We start from the raw sequence: 20,261 nt of genomic DNA, 5'->3' as shown, positions 1-20,261 counted from the left end.
AGTAAAGGAGCAAAAAGTGAAACATATAATTGGTATTTTAGGGGGAATGGGACCAGCTGCAACAGCAGATATGTTCCAAAAATTTATTCAGTTAATCCCCGCAAGCTGTGATCAAAATCATATTCCTCTGTTGATTTCCTCTATTCCAGATATTCCTGATAGGTCGGCGTGTATATTAAATCATCAACAAGATCCTGAACAACATTTATTGACTTACTTACATAATTTAGAAAAAGCAGGAGCAACTTGTATTGTGATCGCATGCAATACTGCTCATTTTTGGTTTGATCGTTTGCAAGCTAAATCGAATGTAAAAATGCTTAGTATGATTGATAGTACTGTGAATTGTGCAGTAAAAATGGGGGTAAAAAAAATAGGTTTATTGGCAACTAATGCAACGGTAGCTACGAAGTTGTATCAAAATGCGTTAGAAAAACAAGGTATTGATGTTGTTTTGCCTACGACAGAAGGGCAAGATCAAGTAATGGAAAGTATCTATTTATATAAAGCAGGGAAGATCGAACAATCTGTTAGTTTGATGGAAATTGAACAACAGGCTCTTTTGGAACAAGGAGCAGAATGTATCATATTAGGATGTACGGAAGTGCCACTTATTTTATCAGAAGCAATGAAAAAACAACCGCACTTTTATATTGATTCAACATTAGAGTTGGTAAAAACAGCTATTGACTGGTATTATCAACAGTAATTAACTTTAATTAAACCTATGTTTTAGGAGGATATATGCCAAATATTTTTTCTTTTTATTTTAAATCTAATTTATTGTGGCGAATTTTAATTGGTCTAATTGCGGGTGCGATATTAGGTATAATTTTTCAGAATGTGACAGGAATGATTAATTTTTTGTCACCTTTTGGTGATTTGTTTATTCGCTTATTGAAAATGATAGTTGTACCTGTGATTGCTTCAACCTTAATTGTTGGTGCAAGTAGTATTCCGCCAACGGATTTAGGACGAGTTGGTATTAAAACATTCATTTACTATATTTTGACAGCTATTTTTGCGATTGGAATTGGTCTTGGTGTAGCTTCATTGATCCAACCAGGCTTGGGGATTGAATTATCTACAGAAAAAGTCATAGCGGGGAAAGAAGCAGTATCACCTACAATTGTACAAATTTTATTAGGACTTGTGCCTACTAATCCATTTGGTGCAATTGCAGAAGGTAAAATTTTACCAATGATCGTTTTCTGTCTTTTCTTTGGTATTGCACTTTCTTTTGGTCGTGATAGTAAAGATGAGACGATTAAAAAGCATTCTGATTTAGTTTTTGGCTTTATTGATGGTGTAAGCCAAGCAATGTTTAAAATTGTTGGCTGGGTGATGCAATACGCTCCAATAGGAGTTTTTGCATTGATTTTTACTGTGTTTTCAAAAAATGGTGCAGAAGCATTAGGTCCATTAGCAAGTGTAACACTTAGTGTTTATGCTGGATTAATTTTACAAGTTGTAATTGTGTACTGCGGATTATTCCTAATGATGAGACTAAATCCATTGATTTTCTTGAAAAAAGTACAGCCGCCGATGGTTACTGCTTTTGTGACTCGTTCTTCAGGAGCAACATTACCAGTTTCTATTGAAGCAGCAGTTAATATGGGCGTACCGAAAAATATCTATAGTTTCGCTTTGCCAGTAGGTTCAACAGTCAATATGAATGGAACTACTGTTTATCTTGGTGTATGTGCGATTTTCATTGCTAATGCTGTTGGTATGCCACTTACTTTTTCACAAATGATTACTGTGATGCTTACTGCAAGCTTAGGTGCAGTGGGTACTGCAGGCGTACCTGGTGCAGGTGCTATTATGCTTTTGATGGTACTTGAGTCAATAGGCTTAAGAGTAGAAGGTGGTTCAGCTGTGGCTATTGCGTACGGTATGATTCTAGGTATTGATGCGATCTTAGATATGGGACGTACATCTATGAACGTTGTTGGTGATGTTGCTGGTGCAGTAGCTGTTGCCAAACATGAAAAAACTTTAGATGAAGAACAGTGGCGACGTTAATTTTATCTAGATAGAAGTTAAAACTATTGACTTTGAGTGAATAATTTAAGGACTGCATTAAAGCAGTCCTTTCTAATTTAAATTTACTTTATTGCTACTAAAGAACCAAAATTAAAACATTGAAACCACAACTCTATATGAGAAAATCCAATTGAGTTTAATCGATTTTTATGAGTTTGTAGAGAGTCAGTTCTCATCACGTTTTCAAGTGCAGTACGTTTTTGGCTCACTTCGAGTTCACTATAACCATTTGCTCGTTTAAATTGATGGTGTAAATCAATTAAAAGTTGATTGATTTTTTGATCGTCAAAAGAGAATTTTTCTGAAAGGAGAAGGAGCCCATTAGGTCTTAATCCTTGGTAAATTTTTTCTAAAAGACTTGTACGATCTTCTGGTGGCAAAAATTGTAAAGTGAAATTTAAAATAACCATTGATGCGTTTTCTATCTTAACATTACGAATATCATCACAAATCACTTCTACAGGAATGTTACTTTGGTAAGCATTAATATGATGACGGTAACGAGTTATCATTGGCTCAGAATTGTCTACGCCAATTATTTTAACATTTTTGTGTTGAATATTACGACGAGCAGATAAAGTAGCAGCTCCTCGAGAACAGCCAAGATCATAAACGTGGGAACTTTCAGTAACAAACTGTTTTGCTAGCATACCTATAGCAGTGATGATATTTGAATAGCCAGGTACTGATCGTTGAATCATGTCAGGAAAAACTTCAGCGACGTTTTCATCGAAAGTAAAATCCCCTAATTTCTCAATTGGAGTAGCAAAAAGAGTATCTTTATTCATAAGTTGCGTTAGAGATTGTGAAAAGTGCGGTAAAAAATTTCATTATTGTGTTGAGAGCTAAATACTATCAATTTATTTATATGATTGTAAAGTGAGATTTTTATATCGATAAAGAAGTAATGTACATTAAGAATGGATGTGAGTTGTTATTTCGTTGTTCATAGTAATTAAAATATAGTGTAACTATAAATAAATTATTTTAACCCAAAGGGATTTTAGCTATAATCACCAAATTATACTAATTATTTGGCAAGGAAATTTTAATATGATGCGAACTCATTATTGTGGCGACTTAAATAGCAACAATGTCGGTGAAAAAGTGGTGTTAAGTGGCTGGGTGCATAAACGTCGTGATTTAGGCGGTTTGATTTTTATCGATATGCGAGATCGTGAGGGAATTGTACAAGTGTGTTTTGATCCAAAATTTCAAACTGCACTTGATAATGCCTCATGTTTACGAAATGAGTTTTGTATTCAAATTAAAGGTCAAGTAGTCCCTCGTCCTGATAAACAAGTTAATAAAAATATGGCAACTGGTGAAATTGAAGTGTTAGCAGAAGAAGTGCAGATTTATAATACTTCTGAGCCTCTGCCATTAGATTTCAATCAAAATAATACAGAAGAACAACGATTAAAATACCGTTATTTAGATTTACGCCGTCCTGAAATGGCTCAACGCTTAAAAACCCGTGCAAAAATTACAGCATTTGTTCGACGTTTTATGGACGATAACGGCTTTTTGGATATTGAAACACCAATGCTAACTAAAGCAACTCCAGAAGGGGCTAGAGATTATCTTGTACCAAGTCGAGTGCATAAAGGAAAATTTTATGCTTTACCACAATCTCCACAGTTATTTAAACAACTGCTGATGATGTCAGGATTTGATCGTTATTATCAGATAGTGAAATGTTTTCGTGATGAAGATCTACGAGCTGATCGTCAACCCGAATTTACACAAATTGATGTGGAAACTTCATTTCTGACAGCCTCTGAAGTTCGTGAAATTATGGAAAAAATGGTTCGTGGATTGTGGCAAAATATTTTAAAAGTTAACTTAGGTCAGTTTCCAACTATGACTTGGCATGAGGCTATGCAACGCTTTGGTTCAGATAAACCTGATTTACGTAATCCTTTAGAAATAATTGATATATCTGATTTGATGAAAGAGGTGGAGTTTAAAGTTTTTCACCAACCAGCAAATGATCCAAAAGGACGTGTCGCAGTAATTCGTGTTCCAAATGGTTCAGCTATAACTCGTAAACAAATTGATGAATATACTCAATTTGTAAGTATTTACGGAGCAAAAGGTTTGCTATGGTTAAAAGTTAATGATATTAACGGTGGTTTGGATGGAGTACAAAGTCCAATAACTAAGTTCTTATCTGATACTGTGTTAAAAGCCTTATTACAACGAGTGAAAGCAGAAAATGGTGATATTTTATTTTTTGGTGCAGATAAATGGCAAGTTGTAACTGATGCTCTGGGGGCTTTACGCCTGAAATTAGGACGTGATCTAGATTTAACACGTTTAGATGAATGGAAACCTCTATGGGTGATTGATTTCCCAATGTTTGAACGAGATGATGAAGGTCATTTGGCTGCAATGCATCATCCATTTACATCGCCTCGTGATTTCACTCCACAGCAGTTAATATCAGATCCAACGAGTGCGGTTGCAAATGCTTATGATATGGTGATCAATGGTTATGAAGTTGGCGGTGGTTCTGTGAGAATTTTTGAACCCCAAATGCAACAAACAGTTTTTCACATTCTTGGTATTAATGAAGAAGAGCAAGCAGAAAAATTTGGTTTCTTGCTTGATGCATTGAAGTTTGGAACTCCTCCACATGCGGGTCTAGCCTTTGGATTGGATCGTTTAGTCATGTTGTTGACTGGTACAGATAATATTCGTGATGTGATCGCATTTCCAAAAACGACGGCAGCAGCTTGCCTAATGACCGATGCTCCAAGCTTAGCTAACCCAGAAGCACTTTCTGAGCTTGCTATACAAGTAGCAAAAATAGAAAACTCCTAACTTTGATAGGCAAAACAAGAGTTGACACTATCCTCTACGCGGTAAAGTTGGGGATAGTGTTGACGAGTAAAAATAATTAAAATTTTAACCGCACTTTGAAACTAATATATAATCAATATTGTTATATTTATTTAACGCAAACTGTAATATAACGCTTTGTCATTGCTTGAGTCGTACTAAATTTAACGCTCATCTTTTATTAACTGTTTTGAATAACTCATTTTTAATGGCTTTGCTGACATTATTGACCACTATTAAGAATGCGTTTTGTAAATTCTTCAGCTGAGTAATTTTCACTAGCTTCAATAAAAAAGCTCTCTGCGTTACCACTATCTAATTCATCAATAGCTGCTAGAGTTTCTTTATTTGGGCGAAGATAATTCAAATCAACAGGGATAGTGCGAGTCTTTATAATTTGAACCAAAAACATATTGAATACTTGTGATAGCGTAAGTGCCATAATTTTTCTCTATAGTATTACATTAAAACGCTATTATAATGAAAATGAAGTACAAAACCTATAATTTCTCATTTTTAAAATGTTAAAACTATCTGATGATAGTTAGCAAGAGAAAACAGTGGACCTCCTACTTAAAATCTAGGGGAAGTCAATGAAACCAAAAGAAAAAACCGCCAAACAATACCGAATGGCGGCGGAGGTCTTAAATAAGAAATTTTTGAAAAAGACAACTGCATTTTGCATTGCACTAGCATTATCTAAGACTAAAAAAATAGAAAATAGTTCGTGAAAGACTAAAAAATTTTATTTTTTTGTAAGAATCCCTTGATTTGAGATTCTATTCCTGTTGAATCAAGTCCTAAATCTGCCAGTATTTCTTGTTGTGAGCCTTGAGGAATAAAATAATCGGGAAGCCCTAATTGTAATAATTTAGTAGTACTTCCTGCAAAATTAAGCACTTCTGCTACCGCACTTCCTGCACCACCTAGCACTGCATTTTCTTCTAGGCTAACTAATAAGTCATGATTTTTTGATACTGTCAAAATGCGTTCCTGGTCCAATGGTTTGACAAAACGCATATCTATTACGGTGGCATTTAGATTTTCGGCTGCTTTTAGTGCGGCAGGTAGAAGAGTACCGAAATTTAAAATAGCGATTTTTTCACCTTGTCTAACTAAATTAGATTGACCAAGTGGAATTTCTTTTAATGGTTTAAGTTCAACGCCGATAGCATTACCTCGTGGATAACGAACGGCAGCAGGTTGATTGCACTTATAACCAGTATAGAGCATTTGTCGGCATTCATTTTCATCACTAGGTGTCATAATAATTAAGTTTGGGATACAACGCATAAAACTAATATCAAATGCACCTTGATGTGTTTGCCCATCTTGTCCTACAACTCCAGCACGATCAATTGCAAATAACACAGGTAAATTTTGAATAGCTACATCATGAATTACTTGATCATACGCTCGTTGTAAAAATGAAGAATAAATGGCTACTACGGGTTTATAACCTGCAATAGCTAAACCAGCAGCAAATGTGACAGCATGCTGTTCTGCAATAGCAACATCAAAGAATTGTTGGGGAAAGCGAGTTGAAAATTCAACCATACCCGAACCTTCTCGCATTGCGGGTGTGATTCCAATAATTTTTTCGTCTTGTTGTGCCATCTCACATAGCCAGTTCCCAAAAATTTGGGAATAAGTTTGAGTTGCATTTGATTTAGGTAATTTTCCACTAAGATGATCAAATTTTGGCACACCATGAAAACCAATAGGATCTTCTTCGGCTGGTGGGTAACCTTTTCCTTTTTTTGTTTTTATGTGCAGAAATTGAGGACCACTAAGTGATCGCATATTTTTTAACGTGGTTAGTAACTCTTCGATATTATGACCGTCAATTGGACCTATGTAGTTGAAACCCAATTCTTCAAACATTGTTCCCATTTCAGATACAAAACCTTTCATGTGTTCTTCTGTTTTTTTCACAAATTCTTTAATCGGAGGAATCCCCGAGAGAATTTTCTTGCCACTTTCTCGAATAGTGGAATAGAAAGAACCAGAAAGTAGGCGAGCAAGATGGTTATTTAATGCTCCAACATTCTCTGAAATTGACATTTCATTGTCGTTTAAAATAACTAACATATCAGTATGGAGTGAACCTGCATGATTTAATGCTTCAAATGCCATACCAGCAGTAATTGCCCCATCGCCAATAACACAAATGACTTTGCGTCCTGCATCTTCATGTTGGGCAGCAATTGCAATACCTAATCCTGCACTAATAGAGGTTGAAGAATGACCAACACTCAATACATCAAACTCACTTTCTTCTCGCCAAGGAAAAGGGTGTAGTCCATTTTTTTGACGTATTGTCGGCATTTGATCTCGGCGTCCCGTTAAAATTTTGTGAGGATAGGCTTGATGTCCAACATCCCAAATCAATTGATCAAAAGGTGTTTTAAAAACATAGTGTAAAGCAACGGTTAATTCTACCGTTCCTAATCCAGATGCCAAATGCCCACTACTTTGGCTAACGCTTTCTAACAAATAACTACGTAATTCAGTACATAATTGGGGAAGCTGATCTTTACTTAACAGACGAAGATCATCTGGTGAATTAATTTGTGATAAAAGAGGATAATTTTGCATCGTCCCAATTCCAAAATTTATTGTAATTTTACCCGCACTTTTAGTTTGATTTTATCATCATATTTCAGTACGGTACTAACTTCTTCTATTTATAATGAATGCTGCCAATTCTTGCAGTGGTGTTGTATCGAAAGGTAAACTTTCTAATTCTCTGATAGCCTGTAAGTAAAGTTTTTTTGCTTTCTGTTTTGCACCTTGTAATCCCAATAATTTAGGATATGTGCTTTTATCCGTTGCTAGATCAGAGCCAACAGGTTTACCAATAACACTACTATCTCCTTCAATATCTAAAATATCATCTTGGATCTGAAACGCTAATCCAATAGCAGCACAGTAGTTTTCTAGAGATTTTGCTAATAACTGATCTTCAAAGTGAGGCGAACATAAGAAACCTAATTTTAATGCAGCACACAGCAAAGCACCCGTTTTATTGCGGTGAATAGTTTCTAACGCTAACAAACTGATTTGTTTTTGTTCCGAAATTAAATCTAAACTCTGTCCTAAACACATACCTTTGACACCTGCAGCTATTGCAAGCGTTTTAATTAAAGATATTTTTTGTTGATTTGATAATTCAGGGATTTCTGTTAAAAGTTCAAAAGCAAAAGACTGCAAGGCATCACCTGCTAAAATTGCGGTTGATTCATCGAAAGCAATATGACAAGTAGGTTTGCCACGCCGTAAATTATCATTATCCATAGCGGGTAAGTCATCGTGAATCAGAGAATAGGCATGAATGCTTTCTATCGCCGCCGCTGCATAATCTAATTGCTCCATACTCGCTCCTAACATACGTCCAGTCACATAAACTAAAAAAGGACGAATACGTTTTCCTCCCAATAACACACCATATTTCATCGCCTCATTAAGAGGGGAAGGATCAGTATTGATTGCAACAAAACGATTTTCTAGAAACAAGTTAATTCGCTGCTGAAGTTGGTGTAAATCTTGATTAAATTGATACATAACAATAACTCGTTAGCAAGCTTGATAATCGTCTAATTGAGCCGTATCGTTCTTTTCTAGCAAGATTTTTATTCGCTGTTCTGCTTCTTGTAAAGCGTTTTGTCCTACTTGTGCTAGCTTTATACCTTGTTCGAAATCTTTTAAAGCTTGTTCAAGAGATAATTCACCGCCTTCTAAACGAGTAACAACCGTTTCCAACTGACTTAGTGCCGTTTCAAAATCTATTGGCGTAGTATTTTTCAACGCTTGTTTATCCATTCCATGCAATCCTTATAAAAATTTTTATTATCGTATTGTACTTTATTTTTAGTATCTTGTTAAAAGATACTATGGAATTATTATGATAAAGTGATTAATTTTATTTAAAAGTTAAAAAGAGCGGTCAGTTTTTATCGTGTTTTATTGGTATCTAACTAAAAAATAAAACAAAGATTATTGTAGAGAGATATTGTACAATAAGGCAGTTTTTGTTTTAACCCAGTGATTTTTATTTATGAAATTTGTAATTAAACTTTTTCCTGAAATTATGATTAAGAGCGAAAGTGTACGTAAACGTTTCGTGAAAATTTTGACAGGTAATATTCGAAATGTATTGAATAAATACGATGATAGTGTGGCAGTAGTGCGATATTGGGATTATATTGAAGTGCGGTCAAAAAATGAAAAAAATCGACCGCTCTTGATTGAAGTTCTACAACGTATTCCTGGCATTCATCATTTTTTAGAAGTTGAGGAAACGGCTTTTACTGACTTACATCATATTTTTGAACAAACGTTACAAGCAGTATCGAATCAACTAGATAATAAAACTTTTTGTGTCCGAGTGAAACGCAAAGGTAAGCATAATTTTAGTTCTCTTGATGTTGAACGTTATGTCGGTGGTGGGCTAAATCAACAAATCGCTACTGCAAAAGTACAACTTTCTAAGCCTGATGTTACGGTAAGAATTGATATTGAAAATGATAAAATGATGCTAATTAAAGCAAGACATGCAGGAATTGGTGGTTATCCAATTGGTACTCAAGAAGATGTGTTATCGTTAATTTCTGGTGGTTTTGATTCGGGAGTATCAAGCTACATGCTGATTAGGCGTGGTTGTCGTGTGCATTACTGTTTTTTCAATCTTGGCGGTGCAGCACATGAAATTGGAGTAAAACAAATGGCATATCATATTTGGAATCGTTTTAGTGGTTCACACAAAGTGCGATTTGTTGCAATTAACTTTGAGAAAGTCGTGGCGGAGATTTTAGAGAAAATTGATAATGGTCAAATGGGCGTAATTTTAAAACGGATGATGGTACGAGCCGCTAGTAAAATTGCTCAACGATTTGATATTCAAGCAATTGTAACTGGCGAAGCATTAGGGCAAGTTTCGAGTCAGACATTAACTAATTTACGTTTAATCGATGAGGCTGCAGAAACTTTAGTATTACGACCACTTATTACTCACGACAAAGAGCAAATCATCGCAATAGCGAAACGCATTGGTACAGAAGATATTGCGAAATCAATGCCTGAGTTTTGTGGTGTAATTTCAAAAAATCCAACAGTAAAAGCGGTCAAAACCAAAATTGAGAATGAAGAAGCTCATTTTGATTTCTCAGTACTAGAAAGTGCGGTACAAAATGCAGAATATTTAGATATTCGCCAAATTGCTGAGCAAACAGAGAAAGAAGTTATTGCAATGGAAACGGTATCTCAATTACAAAGTAACGACATTATTTTAGATATTCGTAGCCCTGAAGAAACAGATGAAAATCCGCTAAAATGGGAGAATCAGACAATTATCACTATGCCTTTTTATAAATTATCTAGTCAATTTTCTGAATTAGATCAAAGTAAACGTTATGTGCTTTATTGTGAGCGAGGTGTCATGAGTAAATTGCAAGCGTTATATTTAAAAGAAAAAGGTTTTCAAAATGTTTCAGTGTTTTTAAAAGATAAAGGTAAAACTAAATAGTAAATTATATCCACGTTCCAAAAGACGTGGTTTTAACTCTTTATAGCCCCTAGAAACAGGGGCTTTTATTGTGTGTATAACTTATTTTAATTTATCTAGTCTTGCGAGTAATATGTGATCAGGTAAATTTTGAATTTTACGGATTCTAAAAATGAGTAAAATGGCAGCACTTGTTAAGCTGATCACAAATCCCCACCAAAATCCCGCAGCTCCAATGCTTGGCATTAAAATATCAGTGAGAGCGAGCATATAACCTATTGGCATACCAATAATCCAATAACATAGTAAGGTAACTAATAAAATTGCTTTAGTATCTTTATAGCCACGTAATGCTCCGCCAGTAATTACCTGAATAGTGTCAGAAAATTGGTAGAGTGCAGCGATAAGAAGTAGTGTGCCAGCCATACTGATAACAGTTGGATCCGTAACGAAAATAGAGCCAATAGCCGAACGGAATAACACGGTGATTAGTGCTGTTATGATAGTAATAGATAAACTTACCGCAAGAGCAGAATAATAAACTTTTTTCGCATTTTTTGGAGAACCTTCACCTAAACGTTGTCCTACTAAAATAGTTGTTGCCATACTTAACGACATTGGTAGCATAAAGATAAATGAGCTAGTATTTAAAGCAATTTGGTGACTAGCGATCATATTTGCTCCAAGAGGTGAAAGTAAAAGAGACGTAATCGCAAATAACGCGACTTCACAGCAAAGAGCTATTGCAATAGGAAAACCTAAACGAAGCAATTTACTTAACGTAGTAAAATTAGGTTTTTCAATAATTTTTTCAAACACGTTAAGATCTTTTTGGTTACGTGCATTGCGACAATATAGAATCATTAAAATGCACATTGCCCAGTTGACGATAGCTGTAGCAATTCCACAACCCACTGCACCAAAGGCGGGTAAGCCTAGTTTACCGTAAATAAAAATATAATTTAGAGGAATATTTAACATTAAACCTATAAAAGTGATTACCATTGCAGGTTTAGTTTTTGCAATACCGTCATTTAAACAACGGAAGTTAATCATTAATAAATAGGCAGGCAAACCAAAAATCATTGCGTGTAAGTAGCCTATTGTTATTTCAGCTAACTTTTTTTCCATATTCATGTATTGAATGATGATTTCACTTTGATAGATTAAAAATCCTAAAGGAATGCAAGCAAAAATAACAATCCAAAGTCCTTGACGAACTTGATGTGCAATAGATTGGCGTTGACCAGAACCATTTAAATAGGAAATGGTGGGTGATAATGCTAATAGTAAACCGTGACCAAACAAGACAAGAGGAAACCAAATTGACGCACCAACTGAAATTGCCGCCATATCTGCCGCACTTACTCGTCCAGCCATAATAGTATCGACTAATCCCATTGAATTTTGAGCAATTTGAGCCAATAAAATAGGTATTGCAATAGAGATTAACTTTTTTATTTCTAAATGGTATTCTTTAACAAATTTATTTTTCATAAAATATCCGAGTATTGTATTTATTATTTTCAGAATGAGGGATCTATGTTTACGGGGATTGTACAAGCGACAGCACAAATTCACGCAATTAAAGAAAGTGATAATTTTAGAACACAGACCATAAAAATGCCACATAAATTACTGCAAGATTTAGAAATAGGAGCTTCAGTTGCTAATAATGGCGTGTGTTTGACTGTAACAAAAATTGAAGGTGATTTAGTCAGTTTTGATTTAATGCAAGAAACGCTTAAGCTCACTAATTTAGGATTATTGCAAGTGGGCGATTTTGTTAATATTGAACGAGCAATGAAAATGGGTGCCGAAATAGGCGGTCATATTTTGTCAGGACATGTGTATTGTACTGCTTCAGTTGCTAATCGATTTCCATCAGAAAATAATTTGCAAATTTGGTTTGAGATGCCTGTAAATTTGATGAAATATGTGCTGACTAAAGGTTTTATTGCTGTTGATGGCATCAGTTTAACTATTGGAGAAGTAAAGAGTAATCAATTCTGTGTCAATCTAATTCCTGAAACTTTAAACCGCACTTTAATGGGAAAAAGAGAAATTGGCGATTTAGTTAATATTGAAATAGATCCTCAAACTCAAGCAATTGTAGATACAGTAGAACGTTACCTTGTCACATATAAGCGATAATAAATTTATTCTTCCTATAAAAAGGAAATTGTATGCAACATGTATTTTTTTCATCGCTGTCTTTTTCGATCAGTGTAATGCTACCAATTTTATTGATGTTGGCTTTAGGGCTGTTTTTTCGTAAAAGTCTATTAATTGATGATAAATTTTGTGAGAAAGCAACAAATTTAGTTTTTAAGATTACGTTACCAACATTGTTATTTTTAAATATTTTCAAAAATCCGATTGAAAATATCGCTAAACAATGGACAAGTGTTGCTGTTTGCCTAGTAGGAACATTAACTTTATTTATTTTAGCCCAATTATTTGCTGTAAAATTTATCCCAGAAAAACGAGAATGGGGAACATTCGTTCAAGGCGTTTATCGCAGTAATAATGGTATTTTAGGTTTAGCTTTGTGTTTAAATGCTTATGGTTCAATCGCTTTCATGCCTGCTGCAATTTACACCTCTGTTTCAGTTTTACTTTATAATCTATTAGGGGTAATAACTCTTACTTATTCTTTGTCAGACGGTAAAATTAATCTATACCAAATGGTGAAAAATGTACTGAAGAATCCTTTAATTATTGGCATTATATTGGGAATTATTACAAGCGTTTTAGATCTAGAATTACCAAAACTTGTTTTAACTACAGCAAATTATCTAGCGAATATAACGTTACCTTTAGCGTTAATTTGCACTGGTGCGAGTATTGACTTGAGAAATTTAGTTAAAACATCTCATGTTTCTCTACTAGCAAGTATTGGAAGAGTTGTGATAGCCCCTATTTTTATGGTGTTTCTTGGTAAAGCCTTTGGTCTAAGTAAAGTAGATTTAGGTATAGTTTTCCTAATGACAGCAACACCTTTAGCAGCTGCAACTTATGCTATGGTCAGAGCAATGGGAGGAAATGAAGTAACCGTTGCTAATATTATTGGCTTAACTACTTTTGGTTCAATGTTTGGATCTGCGATAGGAATTATAACGTTAAGAACTGTAGGTTGGATCTAATTATTGATGATAAAAAAGTATAAACTGAATGAAATTTTTTCCCAAACAGGGATATTGAGTCAGCATATTAAAAACTTTTCTCCTCGTAACGCTCAACTTGATATGGCAAGTGCGGTAGAAAATACAATTAAAACTAAAAATGTTTTAGTTGTTGAAGCTGGGACAGGTACAGGGAAAACTTTTGCATATTTAATTCCTTCCTTACTTGCGGGGAAGAAAGTAATTATTTCGACAGGATCGAAAAATCTACAAGATCAACTTTTTAACCGTGATTTACCTACTATTGTCAAAGCACTAAATTACACAGGTAAAACCGCCTTATTAAAGGGACGATCTAATTATTTGTGTTTACAGCGTTTAGATCAACTAATTGTACAAGGTGTAAGAGGAGACTGTTCAGTATTGGCAGATTTATCTAAAGTTCGTCTTTGGGTTGCTTACACTAAAACTGGCGATTTAGCTGAATGTATTAGCATTGCTGAAGACAGTTCCGTTTTACCTCAATTAACCAGTACGATAGAAAGTTGTTTGGGTAGCAAATGTCCAAATTTTACTGATTGTTACGTATTGTTAGCTCGCCAAAAAGCGATTAATGCAGACTTAGTCGTTGTCAACCATCATTTATTTTTTGCAGACATGGCAGTTAAAGAGAATGGATTTGGCGAATTAATTCCTCAAGCAGAAGTGATCATTTTTGATGAAGCTCATCAGCTACCTGATATTGCGACACAATATTTTGGAGAATCCCTAACTGCACGACAATTATTTGAATTATCTACAGATATTAATGGCGTCTATCGTACAGAATTGAAAGATACCAAGCAATTAGGGGTTGTTGCTGATATGTTTACTAAAGTAGTACAAGATTTTCGTTTAGCACTTGGCGTTGGAAATTCAAGAAATAATTGGAGAGAAGTATATAAACAAAGTGCGGTAAAAAAATCATTTAAATTGTTACAAGACAAATTAGACTTTTTGCAAAGCGTTGTAAAAACAGCATTAGGACGTTCTAAAGCGTTAGACGTCATTTTTGATCGTATTAACAATTTTAAAGTGATTTTACAAGCTTTAGATAACACTGAGCGGGCAGGTTATTGCTATTGGTTTGAATGTATGGGGAGATATTTTTCGTTGCATATTACACCATTAGATGTGGCAGATCGTTTTAGTGAGAAATTAAATGCTAAAAAAGCAGCTTGGATTTTCACCTCTGCTACTCTCGAAGTGAATGGTAATTTTGATCACTTTTGTCAACGTTTAGGACTTCAACAAGCAGAACAAAAAATTCTACAAAGTCCATTTGATTATCAAAAACAGGCAATGTTATGTGTACCTCGTTATTTACCCGCTAGTAATAAACAGGAAACTGTTAATCGCTTAGGAGAAATATTATTACCCGTAATTGAAAGTAATCATGGGAGATGCTTTGTTCTTTGTACTTCTTATTCTGTTATGCGGGGTTTAGCGGATTATTTTCGTGAACACAGTGAGTTGAATATCTTAATGCAAGGTGAAACTGCTAAACGTCAGTTATTGGAACAATTTAGTACAGAAAAAAATACTGTGCTTGTGGCGACTTCGAGCTTTTGGGAAGGTGTTGACGTGAGAGGGGAAAAGTTATCTTTAGTGATCATTGATAAATTGCCGTTCACTGCACCTGATGATCCTTTGTTAAATGCACGAATTGAGGATTGTCGTTTACAAGGAGGTGATCCTTTTAATTCGATTCAAATTCCCGAAGCTGTGATTAGCCTAAAACAAGGTGTTGGGCGACTTATTCGTGATGTAACAGACCAAGGTGCGGTCATCATTTGCGATAGTCGCCTAGTGATGCGAAGCTACGGAAAAACGTTTTTAAAGAGCTTACCTAATGCAAAACGCACACGAGATCTCAACAATGTCATAAAATTTTTAACGTTACAGCGTTAATTTTAGTTTAAGTGCGGTCGTTTTTTGTCTAAAACACATCATTATTGTATTTTAACTATTTGCTTTAGCTAAGATTAACTCTGCCATCATTTCTATATGTTCTGGGCGTGCATTTAACGCTGGAATATATTGAAATGATAATCCATTGTTTTCTAAAAATATTTCTTTATTTTCTTGTTCAATTTCTTCTAATGTTTCTAAACAATCAGCAGAAAAACCAGGACACACTACAGCAATTTTTTGTACATTTTGATCTGTCGCAATCTGCTTTAATAAATGATCAGTATAAGGTTGCAACCATTCTTCGCGTCCAAAGCGAGATTGAAAGCTTAGACCCCATTGATTCTCTGTCAATCCAAGATGCTCTACAATTTCAAGTGCAGTTTGTTTGCAATGCTGACGATAAAAATCACCCTCATTTTCATAACGAATAGGAATACCATGAAAAGAAAAAAGTAAAAATTCATCAGATTTAAACCGCTCTTTAATAGAATTGACTATCGCCGAAATGTATTTGTTATGTAAATGATAAGAATGAATAAATTCAATAGGAGGTAAATTTCGCAGTTTTTTAATGCTACGAGCAAAGCAATCGAATACCGCAAGGGTAGTCGAGCTACTATATTGTGGATATAAAGGTAGAACGATGATTTTTTCCACTTGTTTTTTTAATAAGTTTTGAACCGCACTTTCCATTGAGGGGTTACCATAAGTCATCGCAAGTTCGACTACAGCATCAATATTGCGTTGATCAAAATACTGCTGTAACGCCGTTTGTTGAGCTTGACTAATTGCCAATAGTGGAGAACCTTTTTTTGTCCAAATTTGTGTATAAGTTTTAGCGATACGCTTAGAACGGCGAGGTAAAATAATGTATTTTAATAAGGGATACCATTTCCAACGAGGTAAATCTACTACTCGTGGATCAGTTAAAAATTGCCATAAGTAACGAGTTACAGCTTTTGCTGAGGGGGAATCTGGTGTGCCTAAATTTGCAAGAATAATACCAATTTTTTTCATAAAATTTATTTTAAATCATTATTTGTTTACAACAGAAAGAGTTAAACGAGCAGATGTACATAATCTTTTGACTTGATCTAAAACGTCAATTTGCCAAAACTGTACAGTTTTACCAATTCGAATTGGAGTTGCTCGAGCAGTTACTTTACCTCGTTTAACAGGACGTAAATGAGCTGCTGTAATTTCTATTCCGACGACGGCTTTATTCTCATCGACACAACAAAATCCAGCCATTGAACCAACGGTTTCTGCTAACGCTGCAGAAATACCGCCGTGTAAAAATCCCATAAGTTGTTTTGTCTTAGCATTGATGGGCATTGTTGCCTCTAACCAATTATCTCCAATTGCAGTAAATGTGATTTCTAAAAATTCGACTGCACAACCAGCATTGAGTTGATTAAGTTGTTCTAAATTGAGATTTTTTTTCCAAATTTTCATTAAATTACCTAAATTACTTGAATAATCCGAGCAAAGCTTGTACAGGGTGTTTAGCTTGCCAATGAGCTATGCGTTTTACTTGGCTACGACAAGAATACCCTGTAGCAAGACAAAATTCAGGATTTTTACTCGCAATTTTCACAGCCCAAGAGGCATTATATATTTCTTTCGACATCGCTAAATGAACGGTTTCATGTCCAAATGTCCCAGCCATACCGCAACAACCAACGTTTTCTACTTGCAATTTTTGACCAAAGGCAGCAAAAATTTGTTGCCATTCTTTAGGACTATTTGGCATTGATGTTGATTCTGTACAGTGAGGGAACAAATACCAAATATTTGATGCAAAATTTTTGTCATTTTGTACCGCACTTTCAATTAATTTTTCTAATGTCGTTTTTAAAATTGTACAATTCAGTTGAGATTTTAACCATTCATGAGCAGTAATAACATGGAAATCCCCTCGCTCTTCACCTAGAATTTCTCGATACTCTTCACGATAAGAAAGTACAATCGCTGGATCCACTCCAACTAAAGGTAAATCTAATTTCGCTAAGCTATTAAGATAATCAGCTTGATTTTTCGCAGTTTTCGCAAAACGTTGTAAAAATCCTTTTATGTGCTGAGCTTTACCGTTGGGCTTAAACGGTATAACAATAGGTTGATAACCAAGTTTTTGAGTGAGTTCAACAAAATCTGCAACGACTTTTGCATCATAATATGAAGTAAACGGATCTTGTACAATTAGCAATGTTTTAGCTTTTTCTTGCTCCGTTAAATGAGCTAATTGTGCTAAAGTGCGGTCAGTTTTATAGCCAATTTGTACCAATTGTTGATGTAAATTAGGTACTGTCAGAGCTGGTAAATCAACCATACCCAATACTTTTCTTGCAACGGGTTGAGTCACTTTTGCGGTAGTAAAAAAGTTGAAAAATTGAGGTGCTTTTGCCATGAGTGGAGCAACAAATTCTACATTAGATACAACATGATCTTTAATTGGTCGAATGTAACGTTGGTGATAAAAATGGAAAAATTTAGCACGAAAACTAGGTACGTCAATCTTAATTGGACATTGACTAGCACAGGCTTTGCATGCTAGACAAGTATCCATTGCGGCTTTTACTTCGTGAGAGAAATCGTATTCACCCCGCATTTTTTGCACAGAATGACGAATTTTACTAATTAGATCAACTAACTTTATTTTCGACTGACGAAAATCTAATTGTTCATGACTAACATTTTCATTTGCTAGTAGTCGCAACCATTCTCTTACCATTGCCGCTCTGCCTTTTGGTGAAAATACACGGTTACGACTGACTTTTAAGGAGGGACACATAATGCTATGCACATCAAAATTAAAGCATAAACCATTACCGTTACAAGTCATTGCTCCATTAAATTCATCTCGTATCTGTACTGGAATTTGGCGATCATTGTCAGCTCTCATTGGCGATAGAATAGAATAAAGTTGATCTTCACTGTCTAATGGCGTACAGATTTTGCCTGCATTAAGGCGATTTTCAGGATCAAATAAAAATTTGATATAGCGTAACTCACGCCATAATTCGGCAGTGAAGAATTTTTCACCATAATGAGAACGCATACCTTTTCCATGTTCTCCCCATAATAATCCACCATATTTATGCGTTAATTCAGCGACTTGATCGGAAATTTGTTTAAATAATTTTACTTGATTTCTGTCACATAAGTCGAGAGCAGGACGAACGTGCAAAACTCCCGCGTCAACATGCCCAAACATGCCATATTGCAAATTATGCCGATCTAACAATGCACGAAATTCAGCGATATAATCGGCTAAAAACTCTGGCGGAACACAGGTATCTTCAACAAAAGGAATTGGTTTTGCAGCTCCCTTAGCATTACCTAACAAACCGACGGATTTTTTTCTCATCGCATAAATGCGTTCAATTGAAGGTAAATCTGAACAAACTTGATAACCAATAATATCATCTTCACCAAGTGCGGTCTTTTTATCTAATTGTTGGCATAGCCATTTTACTTGCTTCTCAATTAACTGCTGATTATTGCCAGTATATTCCACAATATTTAAACCTAAAATGGGATTAGCATGATCTTCAGTGAGTAATTCTTTTACTGAATGCCAAACGATGTCTTGTTTAGCAAGATTTAAAACTTTGCTGTCTATTGTTTCTACTGAAAGTGCATTAGCGTTGACCAAAAAAGAGGCATTACGTAAAGCCGCATCAAAAGAACGATATTTTATATTAATTAATGTGCGATATTGAGGAATTGGCGTTAGGTTCAATTTAGCCTCACAAACAAATGCGAGGGACCCCTCTGAACCTGTCAAAATACGCGTTAAATTAAATTCGCTCTCATCTTGATTAAACACATTTTTTAAATCATATCCCGTTAAAAATCGATTTAATTGAGGTAAATTTTGTAAAATTTGAGGGCGTTTTTCTCGGCAACGCTGAAAAATTTCATTATGCAAATGCTTACTTAATGCAGAGTGCGGTTGATTTTTCAGATTTTCAGAAAAGTTGTCAGTTTTTATTGAATCAGTATCTAAAACTTCACCATTTATTAAAACTGAACGTAGTGCTAATACATGATCGGACGTTTTGCCATATTTTAATGAACCTTGACCAGAAGCGTCCGTATTAATCATGCCACCTATTGTAGCTCGGTTACTAGTAGAAAGCTCAGGCGAAAAAAATAGACCATAAGGCTTTAAAAATTGATTGAGTTGATCTTTAACTACTCCCGCTTGCACTTTTACCCAGCATTCTTGCACATTTAATTCTAATATGTGAGTCATATGACGAGACAAATCGACAATAATATTATTGTTCAATGATTGTCCATTTGTACCCGTGCCACCACCTCTTGGAGTGAACGTTAACGTGCGGTATTGTTCTAATTGTGCTAATTTAGTTAAACGTACTACATCAGCCGTATTTTTAGGAAATAAAATTGCCTGAGGCAATTGTTGATATACGCTATTATCTGTGGCTAAGCTTAAACGATCAGCGTAATGATCAGCTATATCACCGTCAAAATGTTGTTTTTTTAACGCTTGTAAATAATCTGCAACAAGTGGTGAAAGTTGCGGGATCTTATCTAAATGGGGGAGCATAGCAATCTCTAATCTCTTTAAAAATCAGTAAAATTCGTTAGCATTGATTGATTTTATCACATTTGTTCATTTTGATTTAAATTTTTATCTTTTCGCTAGTGGTGATATATACTTTAGTTATGTTTAAAAAATAAACAGATATAACAAGGCGTGCTTGTTTTTTGTGCTAAAAAAGCAAAATAGTTTGATTTTTCTTAGGTTAAGCACAATAATA

At 34.9% G+C, this 20,261-nt stretch carries 16 protein-coding genes and 1 pseudogene; 8 read left to right on the top strand and 9 right to left on the bottom strand.

Annotated features, from left to right (window positions below):
* The first annotated feature begins 16 nt into the window (after positions 1–16).
* Both ACFQ02_RS00455 and ACFQ02_RS00450 read left to right on the top strand, forming a co-directional pair.
* Positions 17–709, top strand: a complete 693-nt coding sequence (locus ACFQ02_RS00455) for an aspartate/glutamate racemase family protein (protein ID WP_380817886.1) — start codon at positions 17–19, stop codon at positions 707–709.
* Positions 710–744: 35 nt separating this feature from the next.
* Positions 745–2,025 (top strand): dicarboxylate/amino acid:cation symporter, encoded by a 1,281-nt coding sequence (locus ACFQ02_RS00450; RefSeq protein ID WP_380817884.1) that lies wholly within the window; start codon positions 745–747, stop codon positions 2,023–2,025.
* Between the two features lie 83 nt (positions 2,026–2,108).
* Here ACFQ02_RS00450 and cmoA read toward each other — a convergent pair whose 3' ends face one another.
* Positions 2,109–2,834, bottom strand: coding sequence for a carboxy-S-adenosyl-L-methionine synthase CmoA (gene cmoA, locus ACFQ02_RS00445; RefSeq protein WP_380817882.1), 726 nt, complete (start codon positions 2,832–2,834; stop codon positions 2,109–2,111).
* A 265-nt stretch (positions 2,835–3,099) separates the two neighbouring features.
* On the opposite strand from cmoA, the gene aspS reads away from it, so the two are divergent.
* Positions 3,100–4,872 (top strand): aspartate--tRNA ligase, encoded by a 1,773-nt coding sequence (gene aspS, locus ACFQ02_RS00440; RefSeq protein WP_380817880.1) that lies wholly within the window; start codon positions 3,100–3,102, stop codon positions 4,870–4,872.
* Between the two features lie 241 nt (positions 4,873–5,113).
* Here aspS and ACFQ02_RS00435 read toward each other — a convergent pair.
* Positions 5,114–5,326, bottom strand: a pseudogene (locus ACFQ02_RS00435) (type II toxin-antitoxin system RelB/DinJ family antitoxin); the annotation flags it as partial.
* 157 nt (positions 5,327–5,483) lie between these two features.
* Between ACFQ02_RS00435 and ACFQ02_RS00430 the strand changes: the two are divergent.
* Complete coding sequence (locus tag ACFQ02_RS00430) at positions 5,484–5,621, top strand: hypothetical protein (RefSeq protein WP_380817878.1); 138 nt, start codon at positions 5,484–5,486, stop codon at positions 5,619–5,621.
* A gap of 4 nt (positions 5,622–5,625) precedes the next feature.
* Here ACFQ02_RS00430 and dxs read toward each other — a convergent pair whose 3' ends face one another.
* The 3 genes from dxs to xseB form a co-directional block, all read right to left on the bottom strand.
* A complete protein-coding gene (gene dxs / locus ACFQ02_RS00425) occupies positions 5,626–7,488 on the bottom strand; it encodes a 1-deoxy-D-xylulose-5-phosphate synthase (RefSeq protein WP_380817876.1) in 1,863 nt (620 codons plus the stop codon).
* A gap of 75 nt (positions 7,489–7,563) precedes the next feature.
* The gene (gene ispA, locus ACFQ02_RS00420) at positions 7,564–8,454 is read right to left on the bottom strand and encodes a (2E,6E)-farnesyl diphosphate synthase (protein WP_380817874.1); all 891 of its coding nucleotides are present in this window, start codon (positions 8,452–8,454) and stop codon (positions 7,564–7,566) included.
* 12 nt (positions 8,455–8,466) lie between these two features.
* Positions 8,467–8,712: an exodeoxyribonuclease VII small subunit gene (xseB, locus tag ACFQ02_RS00415; protein ID WP_380817872.1), complete on the bottom strand. Its 246-nt coding sequence runs from the start codon at positions 8,710–8,712 to the stop codon at positions 8,467–8,469.
* A 235-nt stretch (positions 8,713–8,947) separates the two neighbouring features.
* Here xseB and thiI point away from each other — a divergent pair, with 235 nt between their 5' ends.
* Positions 8,948–10,414 carry a tRNA uracil 4-sulfurtransferase ThiI gene (thiI, locus tag ACFQ02_RS00410; protein ID WP_380817870.1) on the top strand — a complete coding sequence of 489 codons (1,467 nt, stop codon included), beginning with the start codon at positions 8,948–8,950 and terminating at the stop codon, positions 10,412–10,414.
* 81 nt (positions 10,415–10,495) lie between these two features.
* On the opposite strand, the gene ACFQ02_RS00405 is transcribed toward thiI, so the two are convergent.
* The gene (locus tag ACFQ02_RS00405) at positions 10,496–11,890 is read right to left on the bottom strand and encodes an MATE family efflux transporter (protein WP_380817868.1); all 1,395 of its coding nucleotides are present in this window, start codon (positions 11,888–11,890) and stop codon (positions 10,496–10,498) included.
* 45 nt (positions 11,891–11,935) lie between these two features.
* On the opposite strand from ACFQ02_RS00405, the gene ACFQ02_RS00400 reads away from it, so the two are divergent.
* Genes ACFQ02_RS00400 through ACFQ02_RS00390 form a run of 3 tightly spaced genes read left to right on the top strand, consistent with a single transcriptional unit; the run spans position 11,936 to position 15,468 of the window.
* Positions 11,936–12,547, top strand: coding sequence for a riboflavin synthase subunit alpha (locus tag ACFQ02_RS00400; protein ID WP_380817866.1), 612 nt, complete (start codon positions 11,936–11,938; stop codon positions 12,545–12,547).
* 32 nt (positions 12,548–12,579) lie between these two features.
* Positions 12,580–13,539 (top strand): AEC family transporter, encoded by a 960-nt coding sequence (locus tag ACFQ02_RS00395; RefSeq protein WP_380817864.1) that lies wholly within the window; start codon positions 12,580–12,582, stop codon positions 13,537–13,539.
* 6 nt (positions 13,540–13,545) lie between these two features.
* Complete coding sequence (locus tag ACFQ02_RS00390) at positions 13,546–15,468, top strand: ATP-dependent DNA helicase (RefSeq protein ID WP_380817862.1); 1,923 nt, start codon at positions 13,546–13,548, stop codon at positions 15,466–15,468.
* 51 nt (positions 15,469–15,519) lie between these two features.
* On the opposite strand, the gene hemH is transcribed toward ACFQ02_RS00390, so the two are convergent.
* From hemH to ydiJ, 3 genes are read right to left on the bottom strand one after another with little or no spacing between them, the layout of a single operon-like run.
* A complete protein-coding gene (gene hemH, locus ACFQ02_RS00385) occupies positions 15,520–16,488 on the bottom strand; it encodes a ferrochelatase (protein ID WP_380817860.1) in 969 nt (322 codons plus the stop codon).
* 18 nt (positions 16,489–16,506) lie between these two features.
* Positions 16,507–16,926 (bottom strand): hotdog fold thioesterase, encoded by a 420-nt coding sequence (locus ACFQ02_RS00380; RefSeq protein WP_380817858.1) that lies wholly within the window; start codon positions 16,924–16,926, stop codon positions 16,507–16,509.
* A gap of 13 nt (positions 16,927–16,939) precedes the next feature.
* Entirely contained in the window at positions 16,940–20,047 is a 3,108-nt protein-coding gene (gene ydiJ / locus ACFQ02_RS00375) for a D-2-hydroxyglutarate dehydrogenase YdiJ (protein ID WP_380817857.1), read from the bottom strand.
* Between the last annotated feature and the right edge of the window lie 214 nt (positions 20,048–20,261).

Source organism: Seminibacterium arietis (assembly GCF_042675725.1).
Classification (GTDB): Bacteria; Pseudomonadota; Gammaproteobacteria; order Enterobacterales; family Pasteurellaceae; genus Seminibacterium; species Seminibacterium arietis.
The sequence above is the reverse complement of the archived record's forward strand: the minus strand, read 5'-3'. Positions and strand labels throughout refer to the sequence as shown.

Coding starts and splice junctions, on each gene's coding strand:
- ACFQ02_RS00430 (WP_380817878.1), top strand. CDS start 5,484: ATGAAACCAAAAGAAAAAACCGCCAAACAATACCGAATGGCGGCGGAG.
- hemH (WP_380817860.1), bottom strand. CDS start 16,488: ATGAAAAAAATTGGTATTATTCTTGCAAATTTAGGCACACCAGATTCC.
- dxs (WP_380817876.1), bottom strand. CDS start 7,488: ATGCAAAATTATCCTCTTTTATCACAAATTAATTCACCAGATGATCTT.
- ydiJ (WP_380817857.1), bottom strand. CDS start 20,047: ATGCTCCCCCATTTAGATAAGATCCCGCAACTTTCACCACTTGTTGCA.
- thiI (WP_380817870.1), top strand. CDS start 8,948: ATGAAATTTGTAATTAAACTTTTTCCTGAAATTATGATTAAGAGCGAA.
- xseB (WP_380817872.1), bottom strand. CDS start 8,712: ATGGATAAACAAGCGTTGAAAAATACTACGCCAATAGATTTTGAAACG.
- ACFQ02_RS00395 (WP_380817864.1), top strand. CDS start 12,580: ATGCAACATGTATTTTTTTCATCGCTGTCTTTTTCGATCAGTGTAATG.
- ispA (WP_380817874.1), bottom strand. CDS start 8,454: ATGTATCAATTTAATCAAGATTTACACCAACTTCAGCAGCGAATTAAC.
- ACFQ02_RS00450 (WP_380817884.1), top strand. CDS start 745: ATGCCAAATATTTTTTCTTTTTATTTTAAATCTAATTTATTGTGGCGA.
- aspS (WP_380817880.1), top strand. CDS start 3,100: ATGATGCGAACTCATTATTGTGGCGACTTAAATAGCAACAATGTCGGT.
- ACFQ02_RS00380 (WP_380817858.1), bottom strand. CDS start 16,926: ATGAAAATTTGGAAAAAAAATCTCAATTTAGAACAACTTAATCAACTC.
- ACFQ02_RS00400 (WP_380817866.1), top strand. CDS start 11,936: ATGTTTACGGGGATTGTACAAGCGACAGCACAAATTCACGCAATTAAA.
- ACFQ02_RS00390 (WP_380817862.1), top strand. CDS start 13,546: ATGATAAAAAAGTATAAACTGAATGAAATTTTTTCCCAAACAGGGATA.
- ACFQ02_RS00405 (WP_380817868.1), bottom strand. CDS start 11,890: ATGAAAAATAAATTTGTTAAAGAATACCATTTAGAAATAAAAAAGTTA.
- cmoA (WP_380817882.1), bottom strand. CDS start 2,834: ATGAATAAAGATACTCTTTTTGCTACTCCAATTGAGAAATTAGGGGAT.